Origin of the sequence: Geomonas silvestris (genome assembly GCF_014193515.1) — a bacterium.
Taxonomy (GTDB): Bacteria; Desulfobacterota; Desulfuromonadia; order Geobacterales; family Geobacteraceae; genus Geomonas; species Geomonas silvestris.
Window position 1 is genome coordinate 211,016 of the sequence record NZ_BLXX01000002.1, and the last position, 16,699, is coordinate 227,714.

General features: G+C 67.0%; 14 protein-coding genes. All 14 read right to left on the bottom strand.

Annotation, left to right across the window (positions count from 1 at the left end):
• Nucleotides 1-19: 19 nt before the first annotated feature.
• The 14 genes from GMST_RS04535 to flgB all read right to left on the bottom strand — a co-directional run bounded on the left by GMST_RS04535 (nucleotide 20) and on the right by flgB (nucleotide 16,675).
• Entirely contained in the window at nucleotides 20-4,810 is a 4,791-nt protein-coding gene (locus tag GMST_RS04535) for an Ig-like domain-containing protein (RefSeq protein WP_183353442.1), read from the bottom strand.
• A 326-nt stretch (nucleotides 4,811-5,136) separates the two neighbouring features.
• A complete protein-coding gene (locus GMST_RS04540; RefSeq protein WP_183353443.1) occupies nucleotides 5,137-6,381 on the bottom strand; it encodes a flagellar hook-basal body complex protein in 1,245 nt (414 codons plus the stop codon).
• A 166-nt stretch (nucleotides 6,382-6,547) separates the two neighbouring features.
• Nucleotides 6,548-6,937 (bottom strand): TIGR02530 family flagellar biosynthesis protein, encoded by a 390-nt coding sequence (locus GMST_RS04545; protein WP_183353444.1) that lies wholly within the window; start codon nucleotides 6,935-6,937, stop codon nucleotides 6,548-6,550.
• A 1-nt stretch (nucleotide 6,938) separates the two neighbouring features.
• The gene (locus GMST_RS04550; protein ID WP_183353445.1) at nucleotides 6,939-7,610 is read right to left on the bottom strand and encodes a flagellar hook assembly protein FlgD; all 672 of its coding nucleotides are present in this window, start codon (nucleotides 7,608-7,610) and stop codon (nucleotides 6,939-6,941) included.
• Between the two features lie 16 nt (nucleotides 7,611-7,626).
• Complete coding sequence (locus tag GMST_RS04555) at nucleotides 7,627-9,666, bottom strand: flagellar hook-length control protein FliK (protein ID WP_183353446.1); 2,040 nt, start codon at nucleotides 9,664-9,666, stop codon at nucleotides 7,627-7,629.
• A gap of 118 nt (nucleotides 9,667-9,784) precedes the next feature.
• Nucleotides 9,785-10,282: a hypothetical protein gene (locus GMST_RS04560; RefSeq protein ID WP_183353447.1), complete on the bottom strand. Its 498-nt coding sequence runs from the start codon at nucleotides 10,280-10,282 to the stop codon at nucleotides 9,785-9,787.
• Complete coding sequence (gene fliJ / locus GMST_RS04565) at nucleotides 10,282-10,725, bottom strand: flagellar export protein FliJ (RefSeq protein WP_183353448.1); 444 nt, start codon at nucleotides 10,723-10,725, stop codon at nucleotides 10,282-10,284. Before fliJ ends, GMST_RS04560 begins: the two co-directional genes overlap by 1 nt.
• A gap of 20 nt (nucleotides 10,726-10,745) precedes the next feature.
• The gene (locus GMST_RS04570; protein ID WP_183353449.1) at nucleotides 10,746-12,065 is read right to left on the bottom strand and encodes a FliI/YscN family ATPase; all 1,320 of its coding nucleotides are present in this window, start codon (nucleotides 12,063-12,065) and stop codon (nucleotides 10,746-10,748) included.
• The gene (locus tag GMST_RS04575; RefSeq protein ID WP_183353450.1) at nucleotides 12,055-12,774 is read right to left on the bottom strand and encodes a FliH/SctL family protein; all 720 of its coding nucleotides are present in this window, start codon (nucleotides 12,772-12,774) and stop codon (nucleotides 12,055-12,057) included. Before GMST_RS04575 ends, GMST_RS04570 begins: the two co-directional genes overlap by 11 nt.
• Nucleotides 12,761-13,753, bottom strand: a complete 993-nt coding sequence (gene fliG / locus GMST_RS04580) for a flagellar motor switch protein FliG (protein WP_183353451.1) — start codon at nucleotides 13,751-13,753, stop codon at nucleotides 12,761-12,763. Before fliG ends, GMST_RS04575 begins: the two co-directional genes overlap by 14 nt.
• Before the next feature lie 55 nt (nucleotides 13,754-13,808).
• Nucleotides 13,809-15,377 carry a flagellar basal-body MS-ring/collar protein FliF gene (fliF, locus tag GMST_RS04585; protein ID WP_183353452.1) on the bottom strand — a complete coding sequence of 523 codons (1,569 nt, stop codon included), beginning with the start codon at nucleotides 15,375-15,377 and terminating at the stop codon, nucleotides 13,809-13,811.
• Nucleotides 15,378-15,475: 98 nt separating this feature from the next.
• The gene (fliE, locus tag GMST_RS04590) at nucleotides 15,476-15,781 is read right to left on the bottom strand and encodes a flagellar hook-basal body complex protein FliE (RefSeq protein ID WP_183353453.1); all 306 of its coding nucleotides are present in this window, start codon (nucleotides 15,779-15,781) and stop codon (nucleotides 15,476-15,478) included.
• A 39-nt stretch (nucleotides 15,782-15,820) separates the two neighbouring features.
• Nucleotides 15,821-16,255 carry a flagellar basal body rod protein FlgC gene (gene flgC, locus GMST_RS04595; RefSeq protein ID WP_183353454.1) on the bottom strand — a complete coding sequence of 145 codons (435 nt, stop codon included), beginning with the start codon at nucleotides 16,253-16,255 and terminating at the stop codon, nucleotides 15,821-15,823.
• The gene (flgB, locus tag GMST_RS04600) at nucleotides 16,256-16,675 is read right to left on the bottom strand and encodes a flagellar basal body rod protein FlgB (protein WP_183353455.1); all 420 of its coding nucleotides are present in this window, start codon (nucleotides 16,673-16,675) and stop codon (nucleotides 16,256-16,258) included.
• Nucleotides 16,676-16,699 lie beyond the last annotated feature (24 nt).

The window sequence follows — 16,699 nt, forward strand, 5'->3', positions numbered from 1 at the left end:
TATCGTGTTGAGTAGTTCGTCACCAAGTGACGCGCCCGACCACCCGGGCCAGGATCATGTACGCATCGCTTGCGTCGATTTTGCCGTCGGGATCGGGCTTGGCGTTAAAGGGAGCCAGGTCGCCGTGGCGCAGCTGTTCGGGCGTCGGCGTCACCTTTTTCACCGCCATCTGCAGGCAGAGCAGGGCGTCCGCCAGATCCACCTTGCCGTCCAGGTTCACGTCGCCGTCCGGGTCCGTGCTGAAGCTGAAGCTGTAGGTGCTCCCCAGCGTGTTGTGCGCGTAGTCCGCGATGCCGGTGCCGAGGGTCGCCGTGTAGGTGGTGGCGTAGGCCAGGGGCCCGTTCGGGGTCAGGGTCGCGGTCCGGGTCGCCGGGTCGTAGCTCACCTGGGCGGTCGCACCGTGGTCCAGGTAGAAGGTCGTGCCGTCCACGGTTGCCGGATCGAGGTTCTTGCTGAAGGTCGCCGTCACCTTGGTGCCGGCCACGCTGATGCGTTTGGCGCCGTCGGCCGGCGCGACCCCGGTCACCGTGGGGGGGATCCGGTCGATGGTCCAGGAGACGGTGTTGGCGCTCGTCTCCTGGTTGCCGGCGGCGTCGCTGGCCTGGACCGCGAAGACATGAGCGCCGTTACTGAGCCCGCTGTAGCTCTGGGTGCAGCTGGTGGCCGGCGCACTGCCGCACGCGGAGCAGGGGGCGGAGACGCCGTCCAGGGTGCAGACGAACCGGGAGGGTTCGTTGGCTACGAAGCTGAAGCTCGACACGAGCTGGTTGGAGAGGGCCGCCGGCTGCGCGGTGATGCTGGAGACCGGGGCCACGTTGTCGATGGTTACCGAGCTGGTGGCGGCGACGGCCTGCTGGTTGCCGGCGTTGTCGGTGGCGACCGCCTGGATGGTGTAGCTGCCGTCGGCCAGGGTGCCGCTGGTGTAGACCCAGCTCTTGCCGGAGCTGTTGTAGTTGGCGGCGCCGCTGCTGGCCACCTGCCCCAGTCGGTCGGTGAGCGTCACCGCCACCTGCGCGATCCCGGTGCCGGGGCTGGGGTCGTCGGCGCTGCCGTTCAGGGTGACCAGGTGCCCCATCAGGTAGGGGTTGGCGAGCGCAACGATGCTGGATACCGGCGCCGCGGTATCGATGGTCACGTTGCGGCTCACCACCTGGGAGACGTTCCCCGCGATGCTGCCGTCCAGGGCCGGAGCCACGTCAAGCACCCGGGCCTGCACCGTGTAGGCGCCGTCGGGGGGGAGCTGCCAGTTGTAGCTCCAGGCGGTGGTGCCGGTGGCGTCGTTCCAGGTGAGGGTACCCGGCGGGTTCGCGGAGCTGAACACCGCGACCTGCACCTTCTGAAGCGGCAGCCCGCCTACAGCGGCCTGGGCCGTCCCGGTGATCACCCGCGGGGTGGTGCTCCCCACCAGCGCCGCGTTGAGCGGTGCCACGAGCTGCACGTCGGGGAGCGGGTTCGCCACGATGACGCTCACCGTGGCCGGGTTCGCCTGCAGGTTGCCGGCGTTGTCCACCGCCTGGGACTGGACCGAGTAGGTGCCGTTCACCGGCAGGCTCCAGAGGTAGTTCCAGCTGGACCAGGGGAGTGCCGGACTGAGTGCCGCGTCGGCCGCGGCTCTGGCAATGCCACCGTTCACCGTGAGGTTCACCCGGCCCACCCCGGAGACGGAGTCGCTCGCGGTGCCGGTGAAGCTGTAGCTCGCTCCGGAGAGCGGCCCCGCCGGCTGGCCCAGGGTGGAGAGCGGCTTGTTGTTCTTGTCGACGATCCAGCTCACGGTCTGGGTGGTGGGCGGGGTGGCCGCGGTGTTGCCGGCCGGGTCCGTCGCCTGAACCGTGAAGACGTGGTTGCCGTCGGAGAGGTTCGTGAAGCTCTTGGGGCTCGTGCAGGGGGCGCTCACCCCGTCCAGGCTGCAGACGAAGGTCGAGTTGGCCTCGCTGGAGCCGAACCCGAAGCTCGCGTCGGAAAGCGGGCTGTAAAACGGCGGGGCGCTCAGGATCGAGGTGACCGGCGGCGCGGTGTCGATGGTCCAGCTGTAGCTCTTCACGCTGGTCTCGACGTTCCCCAGCGAGTCGGTGGAGATGACGCCGAAGGTGTGGCTCCCGTCCAAAAGTGCGCTGTAGGAAAAGGGGGAGCTGCAGGAGACCGTCAGGTTGTCCAGGGTGCACTGGGAGCTGGAGCCGGCCTTGTCCACCGTGAAGCTGAAGGAGCCGCTCGCCGAGTTGCTGAGCGCCGCGGGCCTGGCGGAGATGGTGGTCACCGGCGGCACGTTGTCCACGGTGAGGGTGACCGTCGAGAAGGCGCTCTGCACGATGCCGTTTGAGTCGGTGGCGCGGGCCGAGATGACGTAGGGGCCGTTTAACGGGAGCGGGGTGGTGGTCCAGGTGTAGCTCCACTGGGTCCAGGAGTTGAGCGTCTGGTTCTTGGTGGCGGCGTTCCAGGTGGCGCCGCCGTCGGTGGAGATCTCCACCTTGGTCAGGTTACTGCCGGTGCCGTCGGCGCCGGTCACCTGGTTCTTGTCGATCGCGGTCCCCGAGATGACAACCGGGTTGCGCACCGTCCCCCCCAAAGGCTGGGTGATGGTGGCCACCGGCGGGAAGCCGCCCTTCCCCTGCAGGTAGCTCGTGACCGGTTGGTTGGGCGCGTCGGAGGCGACGACCAGCGCCGCGGTCTTGGTGCCGGTCGTGGTCGGCGCGAAGTTGACCCCGACGGTGCAGAAGTCCCCTGCCTCGATGACGGTGCTGGGGAGGGTGCACTGCCGGCTGCCGGCCGCCACCACGTGATAGAGCCCGGCGTCGGTGCCGGTGAGGGTGAGCGACGAGACGTTCAGCTGCAGGGTTCCGGTGTTTTGCAGGGTGAAGACGGTGGTCTTGCCGTCGTTCACGTTGACGATGCCGAAGTCGACCGGGGCGCTGGAGAGCGGCGCGGCCGGGGTCACCGCGGAGACCGGGCTCAGCTTCAGGGCGAAGATCCTGGAACCCGCGGTCCCGGCGTACACCCGCTTCGAGGCCGAACTGGCCGCCAGGGAGGTGACCGACTTGTCGCTCAGGCCGGCGTTCATCGCGGTCCAGACGTCGCCTGCGTTGGTGGAGAAATAGACCCCGCCCCCCAGGGTGCCGGCGGTGAGGAAGACCGGGTTGCCGGCGGTAAGCCCCAGGGCCTTCACGTTCAGGTTGCCGATGCCGCTGTTCACCGTGACCCAGTTGGCGCCGTTGTCCGGGGAGCGGAACACCCCGGAGCCGGTGGCCACGAAGAGGTTGCCGGCATCGAGGGCCAGGGCGTTGATCACCGTGTTGGCGAGGCCGCTGTTCACCTGGGTCCAGCCGCCGCCGTTATCCGAGCGGTACACCCCCCCGCCGTTGGTGGCGGCGAAAAGGGAGCTCCCCCGGTAGGCCAGGGCGGTCAGATCCGTGTTGGGGGGCGGGCCGCCGGGGTAGGCGCTCCAGCTGTCGGTCCCCGCGTTGTAGACGTAGATCCCCGCCCCGGTGCCGGCGTGCAGGGCGCCCGCCGCGCCGAAAGTGAGGGCGCGCACGTCGCTGCTGGGGAGGTTCGCGCCGATGCCGGTCCAGGTGGCGCCGTCGTCCAGCGACTTGTAGACCCCGCTCCCCGAGGCCGCGTAGACCTGGGAACCGGAGGGATCGAAGAGGACGGCGGTCGGCGTCCCCGGGTTCGCGCTGCTCGCGGCGATCCAGCTGGCGGCGCTGTCGGTGGAGCGGTAGAGGCCGCCGTTGGTCATGCCGGCTACCAGGACCGTGCTGTCCGAGGGCTTCACGGCGAGCGCGTTGCCGGGCCTCAGCCCGCTAGAGAGCGCGCTCCAGGCCGCGCCGGAGTTGGTGCTGCGGAAAGCGCCCAGGTCCGTGCCGGCGTACAGGGTGCTGCGTGCGGCCGGGTTGTTGGTCAGGGCGTGCACCAGGGCGGGCGCGCTGACCCCCGTCGAGACCGAGCTCCAAGCCCCCCAGCTCCCCGAGGCGTACCCCTGCTTGTAGAGCCCGTTCCCCGTGCCGGCGAAGGCGTTCGCGGGGGCCGACGGGTTGTCCACCAGGATTACGTTCACCACCAGGTTCCCGAGCGAGCCGTTGTCGGCGGACCAGGTGGCGGCACCGTCGCTGCTCAGGAAAACGCCGCCGCCGTTGGTCCCGGCCAGCAGGGTCGCGGTCGGCGCGGTCCCCGCCCAGGCCAGGCAGAGGACGTCCAGGTTGTTGAGGCCGGTGCTGGCGGCCGTCCAGTTGGCGCCCGCGTCGCTGCTTGCGAAGATGCCGCCGTCGGTGGCCGCGTAGAGGTTCGCGCCGTTTTGCGGGTCGACCAGGATGGCGCGCACGTTGCTGCTGGTAAGCCCGGCGTTGGCAGCGCTCCAGCTCGCCCCGGCGTCGCTGCTCTTGGAGACCCCCGAGGGGCCGGCGGCGTACAGGGTGGCCGGGGCCTGCGGGTCGATCGCCACGAAGCGCACGTCGCGGCTCGCCAGCCCCGCGGAGACCTCGATCCAGGAGGCCGCGCCGTCCGAGGTCTTGAAGAGGCCGTCCCGGGTCGCCGCGTAGACCACCTTGGGATCCAGCGGGTGCACCGCGACCCCCTGGAGCTGGCGGTTGGCGAGCCCCCCGTTGGCCGGGCTCCAGCTGGCCCCCCCCTCGTTCATGGTGTAGACCCCGCCGCCGTCGGTGCCGTTGTACACGGTGGCAACCGGGGTGGTCGGCGCGACCGCCAAAACTTTGACTACCGCCTTGGCAGGGGTCGGGAAGGGACCGGAGCTGCTCCAGTTGTTGAAGCTGACGGCGCCGGCCTCTGCGCAGATGAGGATCCAAAACGCCAGGGTCAGCACAGCGCCCCCCGGCAAACCTAACACTACCCTTTGTAGATGTCTCATCACGTATCCTTGGGCACAACCGATGGAAAAAAAGCTCGTCCCGCCGGGGCGCAGACCCCGCTCGGGTGACCGGAACCGCCAGCCGGCGCACCGCGTGGGTGCTACCGCATCTTTCGACATTTCGCCGAAAAACATGAGCAAATAATGCACTTGGCCGTTTCGGGACCGGAAGAAAGGCCGCCTCGGACCGGGGCCGCCAGCCCGGCCGGCAAAAAAAAAATCCGCCCCGACTTTTCCTCAAGCCAAGGCGGATCCTTTGGGTACTCAAAGAGTCAAACCGACTACCTGATCAGGCTCAGAATTTCCTGGGTCATCTGGTCGGTGGTGGTGATGGTCTTCGAGTTGGCGGAGTAGGCCCGCTGGGTGGTGATCATCTTCACGAACTCGCTCGCCAGGTCGACGTTGCTCTGCTCGAGCGCGTTGCTGATCACCTGCTCGCTGGAGCCGTTGGGCTTGTTGGTCCCCAGGGAGAAGGCGGCGGTGGAGACCCCCGCGTCGGTGCTCGCCTTGTACAGCGAGCTGCCGGCCTTGGTCAGGGCGCCGGGGTCCTTGGCGGCGACCACGGCCACGCGCTGCACGGTGGCGGCGTTGGCGGCAGTCACCGGCAGGCCGGGGACGCCGCTGGTGTCGTAGTAGTTCTGGGTGATGCCGTCGGCGCCCAGGTAGGTGATCAGGCCGTCCGGGTCGATCTTGGTGATCTTGCTGAAGGCCTTCCCTTCCTCGGTCTGCACGTTACCGTAGGCTGTGGTCACCGTGTTGACGGCGGTGGTGGTGCCGGCCGCGACCGAGGTCCCCGCTGCGACCGAGGCTTCCTGCAGCGACGCGAAGGCCGCGGAGAGTGCCGCGTTCACCGCGTCGGCATTGGGGCCGTTGGGGGAGGTGCCGAAGGCGGTGTCAGCCGCGATCGCGGCGTTGTTGGCCGCGGTGGCCGCGTTCACCAGGTTCTGTGCGGCGGTCTTGGCGGCGCCGGCGGCCATCGCGGTCACCGCGGTCTGTGCGGTGGCGATGTCGGCGGTGATCGCGGTGGTGGCCGGGGCGACCACGGCGGCGGCGTTGAAGGCGACGGCGGCGGCGGTGATCCCCGTGGCGTTGTCGGAGAAGCGGATCGGGTTGCCGGCGGTGTCGAGCACCTGGTAGCCGTCCGGGTTCACCAGGGTCAGGTTGCTGTCCACGTGGAAGGCGCCGTTTCTGGAGAGGAAGGCGGCGTTCTGGGTGGCCACCGGCGACGGGGTGCTGGGCGCCTTGAGGGCGAAGAAGCTGTTGCCCTGGATGTACATGTCGGTGACGTTCTCGGAGCTCTGGTAGGAGCCCTGGGTGAAGATGTTCTGGATCGCCTGCAGCTGCACGCCGCGCCCCACCTGGGAGTTGTTGCCGGCGTCGCCGGAGAGCATGTCGGCGAACAGCGCGCGACCCTGCTTGAAGCCGGTGGTGTTCACGTTGGAGATGTTGTTGCCGATCACGTTCATGGAATCGCCGTAGGCCGAAAGACCGCTGACGCCGGTGTAAAGAGCGGAAGTAAGACTCATTGTTGTTGCCTCCTGTGTGTTGGTTGGGACACCTCTGTCGGTCGGTGTCCGCCGGGCTTCCTTCAAGAGGGCCAGCCCAAAAATCGGTTCCAGGTTCTAGGTTCGAATGCTGCGATGTTTCTCTTTTTCGGCTTTTCTCCGTGTGCTCCGTGGCTAACCCCGGTTTTTAGAGCACTACCGCCGAGTCGATGTTGGTGAATACGTTCCCCTGCATTGCCTGGCGATCCATCGCCGTGACTACCGTCCGGTTTTTGACGCTTACCACGAGCGCCGCATCGCCCAGCATGATCAGGGAATCCCTGCCGCCCTTTTGGGCCACGCTGTCTACTGCTCCTGCCAACTTCTTCAGATCCGCCTCGGAAAGGGTGATCCCCCGCGACTTGAGTCTCTCCTGGGCGTGCTGGGAGAGCTTTACCGGCTGGCCGGTGAGCTTCTGGTCCAGCACCTTGGCAAACGGGGTGTTCGATCCCGCCTGCTGCGTTCCCTGAGGCTTGGCCGGGTTGGGCCGGACCGGGGCCTGAATCGGTTGCGGGAACAGGATGCTGTTGTCGATCAACTTAACCTCCTGAGCTTACCGCGGTGACATCCGTGAGACTCACTTTGACGTTGCCGATGGAGAGGACCGGGGTCGCCCCGGACATGTCCACGCCGTCGACTTTCCCCTTGATGAGCGGGGTGGTGGTTACCTTGTTGCCGGTGGCGTCGCTTGCTGCTACCGAGAAGCTGTAGGCGCCGGAGGCCACCTGGTTGCCCAGGTTGTCGGTGCCGTCCCAGTTGAGCGAGCCGTCCCCGGCGCTCATCGCCCCGCCGTGGATGGTCTTGATCACCGAGCCGCTCCCGTTCAGGATCGAGACGGTCACCTGGTCGGCCGCCTGGCCCAGGTTGAAGTTGACGCTGCTCGGGCTCCCGGAGCTGAGGCTCACCTGGGACCCGCTGGCCTGGACCTGCTTGCCGATCATGGAGACCGACGCCATGGTCATGCTGTTCCCCCCCTGGTTCAGGAGGCTCTGCAGGTTGGTGTTGGTGTTGTAGGCCTGCTCTACCTGGGTGATCTGGGAGAGCTGGGTGATGAACTGGCTGCTGTCCTGCGGGTTCAGCGGGTCCTGGTTCTGCAGCTGGGTGACGAACAACTTCAGGAAGTCGTCCTTGTTCATCCCCGTCGCCTGCTTCATGGCTTCCGCGCCGGTGCTGGAACCGGTGGCCGCGGTGCTGGTTACGTTACTGATCATCTACTGCCTCCTTGGGTTAGAACCTCACGTCGAGCAAGGTGTTGACTTCCTCGGTCAAATAGTTGACCCGGCCGGTTTCCGGCTGGTCGTCGTAGCCGCCGGCACGGGCCGTCCTGACCCAGGAACGCTGCTGCCGGTCGTCCCCCTGCTGCTCGTTGAGCGGCGAGTTGAAACCTCCGCCCGTCGAGACGTCGAACCCCTCCATGGTGAAGTTCTTGCTGGTGAGCGATTCCTTCAGGGTGTCCAGGTTGCTCATCAGGAGATCCTTCACCATCTTGTTGTCGGCCTGCACCTCGACCCGGACCTGGTTCCCTTCCATCCGGACCTGGATCTTCAGGTCGCCCAGCTCGCCGGGATTGAGCCTGATGCTCAACTGGCCGTTCCCCTTGCCGTCGTGGGTCACCACGCCGTCTTTTACCTGGGACAGGATGCTGTCGTGCAGCTCCTTCAGCTGGCCGGGCTTGGGTTCGGCCGCGGCCTGGGTGGTGCCGGCGCTTTCGGTCTTCAGGGTGAAAGCGTTCGGCTGCTGGGTTGCCGCGTGTTCGCCTTGCACCGGTCTCTGCTCGGCGTGCCCCTTCTGGTCCTCCCCGGCCCCCTTCTGGTCGGACGGAGTTCCTGCGAACGCGTCGGGACGCGCCGTTGAGGCTTGAACCTGCGGGGTTGCCTCCGCGCCCTCCTGGACCGTCTCCTGCTTCGCGGCGCTCCGCTCTGCCGCTCCGCGCAGTTCGGAATAGGTGCCGTGGAGTGCCTGGGAGAGGTGTGCTCCCTTAGGTTCGGCGCCAGCCGTCCTGTCGGGGGTCGGGGCCGCCGGTTGGGCGAGCTCCGCCTGGTCCTGCCGCTGCGCCGGTTCGGTTTGCGGCGTGGCCGGTGCCGGCTGGAATGCCGCCGTTACCGGGTGGGGTTGCTGCGCGCTGCCGGCCGGAGCCGGGGTTGCCGCAGCCGCGGGGTCGGTACTTGCTGCTTGTGCTGTTGCCGGTACTACTTCCGGTGCTACTGCCGGGGCGGCCGCGCGCAGGGCGTTGTGAGCCTGCTGGTCGGCTCCCGGTTGCTGCTTCTCGACGGTGACCGCCGTCTGGTTCAGACGGGGAGCAGGCGTCGGGTCGTTCTCGGAGCTTGCGGCGCTGCCGGTTGCTGCCGGTGCGGTCGCAGCCGAGAAGGTGCTCGCCAGTGCCGGTGCCGGGGCAGGTTCCCCGAAGGCCGGCAGGACTACCGGCTGGGGAGCCGGAGCCTTGGTCTCGCTGAGCTGGTCCGGCTGGAGCGCCGGCAGCTCGGTCTGCGGGACCGCCTGCTGGACCGGGAGGCTGGCCGCCTCCACCCCCTGCTGAGGTTGTGGCGCAACGGCCTGGGCCGTCGCCGGCAGCTCGGGAGCCTTGGTTGCCGCGGCCAGGGTGGCCGCCTGAACGCCTGCCGCTAAGAGCGCGGCAGCCATCTGCTGCGCCGCCTGACTAAGCGACGCCGGGTCCGTAACCGGCAGCTCCGGGGTCTCCGGGTCGGCCGTTTCCGCCTGCCGGTTTGCCGGCTGCTGCGTTACGGTCCGGTCCGGCTGTGCTACCTCTACCTCTACCGCCGGTGCTTCCTGGTTCTCCGCTCCCGCCCGGTTTGCCGCGGGGAGTGCCCCCTCCGCGGTTTGCGCGCCGGTTGCTTGCTGCCGGGCAACCGGGACGGTCAGCCCCTTACCGGTCAGCTGACGCAGGGCCGCATCCAGACCGGCGATCACGCCCGGAGCCCCGGACTGCTGGGGGAGTGTCTCCTCCAGTTCCTGCCCCAGGGCCGAAAGGTCCGCCAGAACCGGGGTGTTCTCCGCCGCCCCGACGCTTTTGAGCGGCGTTTCCGGCAGCTGCTGCCCCTTGCCTGAAGCCGGCGTCGGGACAGCGGGGCTGGCGCTTGCCGGTGTTCCCGGGTCTGCCGCGTCGCCCGCGCTGCGGTCGCTTTGGCACCCCTTGAGCAGCTGTGCGAAGGGACCCGCAGCGTCTCCCCCTTGGCTAGCCCCCTTCCCCTGCTGGGGCAGGACGGCCGGTGCTCCTTCCGGCATGACAAGATTTGCTATCGTCTGCATGTTGTTCTCACCTCCTTTTTTTCCGACGTGACCTGCCAAAGGTAAGCGGAGCGCCAACTGGCCGCACTCACGCATGTTTTCGACCGTGCAACTTTTCTGCCAGAAAGGCCCGTGCCGGCTACGCGCCGCGCAGGGTGAGCCGGGTCCACTCGAGGACCCTCGGCTGGGTGATGAACGGGATCAGCTTCACCACGGTCTTCTGGTCCATCAGGTTCAAAAGGTCGATCAGCATCTTCTCGTCCAGCTTGTTGAGCAGGTTCCCCGCGTCGCTCGGCTTCAGGGACTTGTAGATCTTGACCATCTTCTTGTAGCGCTCTTCTTCCGCCTTCTTGCGGGCGCCCAGGGCGCCTTCCAGACCCTTCTTGGCCGCGTTCAGCTCGGCCGCCCGGCTCTCCAGGGTCGCCGCGAGCTTCTTGAGCGACTCCTCCTTGGCCTTCAGCTGGGCCTCCTTCTCGGCGAGCTGCTGGCGCTTGGACTCGAGCAGCGCATCCTCGGAGAACCGGGGTGCCGCGGCCCGCGCCCCCTCGGTGGCTGCGGCCCTGAAATCCCAGGGACCGGGGACGAAGCAGGTCAAGACGCCGGCCGCCGCCAAAAGGGTCAACACCGTCTTCTTCACTAGTGGCCTCCCCTATTCTGCACCGCGACCTCGTCGAGGAAGGTGCGCTCGCGGCTGAGCTGCTCCAGGCGCAGGTCGCGCAGCTTCTTCTCCTTGAAGACCTCCAGCGCGCGCTTCTCCTTCGCCGCGGTCAAGAGCGCCTCGCGCCGCTCCTGCACCACCTTCTCGAGCACCGGAAGGGATTCGCGGATCGCCCGGATCTCCCGGGTCTTGCGCAGCGAGAAGTCGCCGTAGAGCTGCAGGTCCTTGGCGTCGATCCCCTCGGCCTGGCGCTCGGTCAGCTCCGACTGCAGCTCCTTCAAGGCGCCGCGCTCCGACTTCAGGCGCTCGCGCGCGTCGTCGTGCTGCTGCCTGGCCTGGGCCAGCTCCAGCTGGTGCATCCGCTCCACTTCCTTGCGAAACTTGAGGACCTGCTCAAGTCGGAATTCCGGTTGTCCTGCCATCTGCTACCTCCTTACTCTGCCTAGCCCTGGTACCCCTGGATGATGGAGGCGAGTTCCGCGACCGCCGCGTCGACCCCCACCGCGTCCGAGATGTCCTGCTTCAGGTAGGCGACCATCTGGTCCATCTTCGCCACCGCGTAGTCGATCTTCGGGTTGCTCCCCATCTTGTAGGCCCCGATGTTGATCATGTCCTCGGCCTGCCGGTAGGCGGCCAGGACCTCCTTGAACTGCCCGGCCAGCCTGCGGTGCTCCGGCGTGGTGACGTCGGACATGACGCGGCTGGCGCTGTTTAAGAGGTCGATGGGGGGATAGATGTTGCGCGCCGCCAGTTCGCGGGCGAGGATGATGTGCCCGTCCAGGATGCTGCGCATGGCGTCCGAGATCGGCTCGTTGAAATCGTCCCCCTCGACCAGCACGGTGTAAAGGCCGGTGATCGACCCCCCCTGGAAGTTGCCGGTGCGCTCCAGAAGCCTCGGGAGCGCGGCGAACACACTCGGGGTGTACCCCTTGGTGGTGGGGGGCTCGCCGATCGCCAGCCCCACCTCGCGCATCGCCATGGCGAAGCGGGTGGCCGAGTCCATCATGAGGAGCACCTTCTTCCCCTGGGCCTGGAAGTACTCGGCGATGGTGGTGGCGATGTAGGCCCCGCGCATCCTGACCAGCGGGGGCTGGTCCGAGGTGGCCACCACGACCACCGACTTCGCCAGACCCTCCTGCCTCAGGTCCTTCTCCAGGAACTCCCTGAGCTCGCGGCCGCGCTCGCCGATCAGGGCGATCACGTTGACGTCGGCCTCGGTGTAGCGGGCGATCATCCCGAGGGTGGTCGACTTGCCGACCCCGGACCCCGCCATGATGCCGACCCTCTGCCCCTCGCCGCAGGTCAAAAGCCCGTTGATGGCCCGGATCCCCAGGTCGAGCGGCTTGCGGATCGGCCGCCTGAGCATCGGGTTTACCGGTGCGGCGTAGATGGGGTATTCGTCGGCCACCGTGATGGGGCCCTTGCCGTCGATCGGCTCGCCCAGCCCGTCGATCACCCGGCCCAGGAGTTCGGGCCCCACGCCGAGCGCCGCCTTCTCGCGCCGGACCGAGATCAGGCTCCCAAGCCCCACCCCGCGCAACTCACCCAGCGGCATGAGCAGCGTCTTGTTGTCGCGAAACCCCACCACCTCGGCGGGGATGGGATCGGCCCCCTCGGAGTGCACGTCGCACAGGCTCCCCACCGCGGTCTCCGGGCAGTACCCCTCGATCACCAGCCCCACCACCTGGGTGACCTTGCCGTGGAAGCGGACCGGCTTCGCGCCCTGCACCACCTTCAGGTATCGGCTCAGGTCAATTCCCACCCTGCCCCCCGTGCCGCAGGCACCTCTCTTCGCACAGGCGGCGATAGATCTGGTCCAGCTGGCTCTCGACGCCGGCATCCAGGGTGCCGCGCGCGGTCTCCACCAGGCAGCCCCCCGCCGGGAGCGCGGCATCCTCCTTGAGGGAGACCCGTCGCTTCTCCCCCGGGGAGACGGCGAACTCCGGGCGCTGCACCACCATCTGGTAATCAGCGGGGCTGAGCCGGACCACCACCTCCCCGGCGTCGGAGGCGAGTTCTACGGCCCCCTGCACCACCGAGGCGAGGATCCAGGGGTCGCAGGAGAGCTCGCGCTGCAGGACGGTCCGGGCGATCGAGACGGAAAGCTTCAAGAGGTCCTCCTCCGACTCCTGCAGGATGCGCCCCCTGATGGGCCCCGTGGCCAAAAGGGCCTGGGCCAGTGCCTCGCTCACCTTGGCGAAGTCCTCCTCGGCCTGGCGCCTCCCTTCCTTGAGCCCCTCGGCGTGGGCCTGCTGGATGCGCCGCAGCGCCTCTTCCTCGAGGATCATCGGGGGCTGGTAGACCTCCTCCTCCTCGACTTCCTCCTCGGGCTCGACCTCCTCGTCCTCGCGCCCCAGGTTGACGGCGCGGAACGGTTCCGGCGCGGGCGGCTCCACCACCTCCCCCAGGGGTCCCAGGGTGTAGCTCGGCGGGAGTTCCGCCCCTTTCCTGATGATCTTAGACGAGGACATCGTCGGCCCCGCGACCCGCGATGACAACCTTCCCTTCCTCCTCCAGCTTCCGGACGATTTTGATGATCTCGGACTGGGCCTTCTCCACGTCGGAGAGGCGTACCGGGCCCATCACCTCGAGGTCCTCCTTGATCATCTCGGCCGCGCGGCTCGAGATGTTGCGGAAGATCTTCTCCTTCACCTCGTCCGGCGAGGTCTTCATGGCGAGGGTCAAGGTGTCGTTGGACACCTCGCGCATGATCCCCTGGATGCCGCGGTCGTCCAGCTTGAAGATGTCTTCGAAGGTGAACAGGTGCTTTCTGATCACCTCGGCCAGAGGCGGCTTCATGGAGTCGAGCTTGTCGAGGATCTTCTTCTCGCGGCTTCTATCGAGGTGCCCGAACATGTCGACCACCTTCTCGACGCCGCCCACCTTGAAGCGCTGCACCCCGCCCAGGGCGGTGAGTTCCACGCGGATCACCTCGTCGATCTCGGCCAGGATCTCCGGCGAGACCTGGTCGACCTCGGCGATGCGGATCACCACCTCGGCCTGCAGTTCCTGGGGGAGCAGCGAGATGATCTCGCTGGTCTGCTTCGGCTTCAGCTTGGCGAGGATCACCGCGATGGTCTGCGGGTGTTCCTGGGAGAAGAAGTTGGCGATGGTGCGCGGGTCCATGGTGGACAGCAGGTCGGTCATGTCCCCGATGCCGGAGGTGCGGATCTCGTTCAGCAGGGACTCGGCGCGCAAGGGGCCGAGCGCCTTCTCCAGGATCTTCTTGACGAACTCCTCCCCCTGCGAGAAGAAGCCGGTCTCCGGGTTGGTGATGTCGGTGAACTCGGCGACCACCGCGGAGATCTCCTCGCGGGTCACGTGGCCGAGCTTGGACATGCTCTGGCTGATCTTCTTGATGTCGGTGTCGTCCATGTGGCCGAACACCTTGGCCGTCGCCTCGGGTCCCAGGTAAAGAAGGAGTATCGCGGCTTTCTCAGCTCCCGTCATGCACCACCTCTAGGTTCTGCGCGACGCCTTTGGCGTGACGCGCGTCAATAAATCGTCAGTCTTTGCGGCTCAGCCAGTTCTGGAGGATCTGGGCGACCTGGTAGGGGTCCTGCTTCACCTTCTCGATCAGCTCGAGCTGGGTGATCCTCATGGCCTCCTGCTCCTTGTTGGCCTGCTCCACCAGCTTGATGGCGTCCAGGTCGGGAATCGGGATCAGGCTCTCCTGGTGCGGCTCGGTCTTGAGCACCTTCAAAAGCGGGCGGATCACGAACAAAAGCAGTGCGGCGAAGCCCAGGGCGATAAGGCCGTTTTTCATGAGGGCCTGCAGGATCGGCGCGTCCCACCAGCGGGGCGCCTCGCCGGCGGCGTCGCCGGTCTCCTGGAAGGGGATGTTGGCCACGGTCACCTGGTCGCCGCGCTCGGCGTTGAAGCCGACCGCGCTCTTCACCAGGGCCTCGATCTTCTGCAGCTCGTCCGGGCTCCTCGGCTGGTACTTGGGCTTCGCGTCGGGCTTGGCGCCCGGGGCGAGTTCGTACTTGCCGTCCACCAGGATGGCCACCGATACCTTGGAGAGGCTCCCCACCGGCTCGATGATGCGCGAGGTGGAGCGGCTCACCTCGTAGTTCAGGGTCTCGTCGCTCTTGGAGCCCCCACCCTGGGTGCTGGACGCGGCGCCGTTTTGGCGGTTCAGGTTGGACTGCACCCCGGGGACGCCGGAGGCGGTCGTGGTGGTGGATCCCTTCTCGTCGCTTCTCTGCTCGCTTCTCACCGCGCTCGCGTCCGGGTCGTAGCGCTCCTCGAACTTCTCCACCTGCTTGAAGTCGAAGTTAGCCGAGACGCGGGCCACCGACTTGCCGCTCCCCACCACGCGGTCCAGCAGGCTCTGCAGCTTCTCCTCCTCGGCCCTCTCGAAGGCGAGCTGGGTCTCCTGGCGCGCGCCGGAGAGCTTGCTGGCGGGGTCCTGGACCGAGGCCTTGCTGAGCACCTTGCCGCGGCTGTCCAGGACGCTTACGTGGTCGGGGTCCATCCCCTCGATCGAGGAAGCCACCAGGTGCACCACGCCGTTCACCTCGGCTTCCCTCAGGGTCCGGTTCGCCTTCATCTTGAGGACCACCGAGGCGGTGGCGGGCTTCTCGGAGTCCTTGAACAGGGACTTCTCGGGGAGCGCGAGATGCACCCGGGCCGACTCGACCCCGGCGATCTGGGAGATGGTCCGCGACAGCTCGCCCTGCAGCGCCCGCTGGTAGTTGAGCTTCTGCACGAACTCGGTCATGCCGAAGTTCTTGCGGTCGAAGATCTCGAACCCGACTCCACCCCCCTGCGGGAGCCCTTCGCTCGCCAGCGAGAGCCTGAGCTCGTGCACCTTCTCCGCGGGAACCAGGACGGCCTTGCCGTCCTCGGTGATCTGGTAGGGAACCTTCTGTTCCTTGAGCTTCTTGACGATCTCACCGGCGTCCTCGCTGTTCAGATTGGCGAACAGGGGGCGGTAATCGGTCTTGTTCGCCACGCTGATCAGCGCGGCGAAGGCAAGCAGCGTCACCAGGGCGACAGCGCCCACGATCAACCGCTTGGCGGTGTTCAGGGCAAGAACGGGTTCCAGTAGTTTTTTAAGGCCTTCCGGCATGGCGTCCCCATCTCGTAGGTAGGCGTACCTCCCGTCGGGGGAGGATTGCAGAGGTAGCGCCGGCGGGGGTTACCCGCCCAAGCGTCCGTCGAAACCGGTTAGACCGGCATCCTCATGATTTCCTGGTAGGCCTCCACGGCCTTGTTGCGCACCTGGGTGAGCATCTGGAACGAGACGCTGGCCTTTTCCACTGCCAGCATCACCTCGTGCAGCCCCTTGTTCTCGCCGGTGGCGAGCCCCTGGATCGACTTGTCCGCGCTGTTTTGCAGACCGTTCACCTTGCCGACCATCTTGCTTAACAGGTCCCCGAAGTCGTTGACCGCGTTGGGGACCGCCTGGTCCTGCTGGACCGGGAAGGCTTGGGACAGACCGCCAGAGATGCCGGAGACGGCAGTGATTTCCATGAGATACTCCTTGAAAAACGGGTAGTTGTTGTGTGGTTGTTAGCGGCCCAGGTCCAGGGTCTTGAGGGCCATCGCCTTGGCGGCCTGCGCCGCGGTGACGTTGGCCTCATAGCTGCGGGTGGCCGACACCATGTCCGCCATCTCCTCGACCACGTTCACGTTGGGATAGGCGACGTAGCCGTTCGCGTCGGCGTCCGGGTGGGTCGGTTCGTACTGCAGACGGGGCGGGTTCGGGTCCTCGCGCACCTGGCTCACCTCGACCTTGCGGGCCGCGGCGGCCTTCCCCAGGGCGGCGCCGAAGGAGCTCTTCTCCGCGGGGGTCGCGGTGAAGATGGCGTCCTTGCGCCGGTAGGGCCCCCCCTCGGCGCTGCGGGTCGAGTTCACGTTGGCGAGGTTCGAGGAGATCAGGTTGATCCTGGTGCGCTCCGCGCTGAGGGCCGAGGAGCTTATGTCGATAGAGGAAAAGAAGTCCATTTAGAGGGTCCCCCTGATTGCCTGCTTCATCATCTCGAATTTCTTGGTCAAGAGCTGGATGGAGGCGTTGTACATGATCTGGTTCTCCGACAGGCGGCCCATCTCGTTTTCCAGCTCCACCGAGTTGCCGTCGGGGCTTGGCGCCTTGCCGGGGACCTCGACCACCTCGCCGGTGACCAACTCCAACCGGGGATTCCCCTGCCCCTTGAGCGGGATGTGGCGTGGGTTGGTGAGCGAGCCCTTCCCCCCCTTCTTGAGCGCCCCCTGCAGTTCCTTCTCGAAGCTCAGGTCGGTCGGGGTGTAGCCGGGGGTCTCCGCGTTGGCCACGTTGGCCGCGATGAGTCCCTGCCGCTTCGACCTCAGGTCCAGCGTCTTGCCGAGCAGCTCGATGGAGCCGCCGAAGATTCCGTTGACAGGCATGCCTTCCTCCTTGTACCAGTGCAC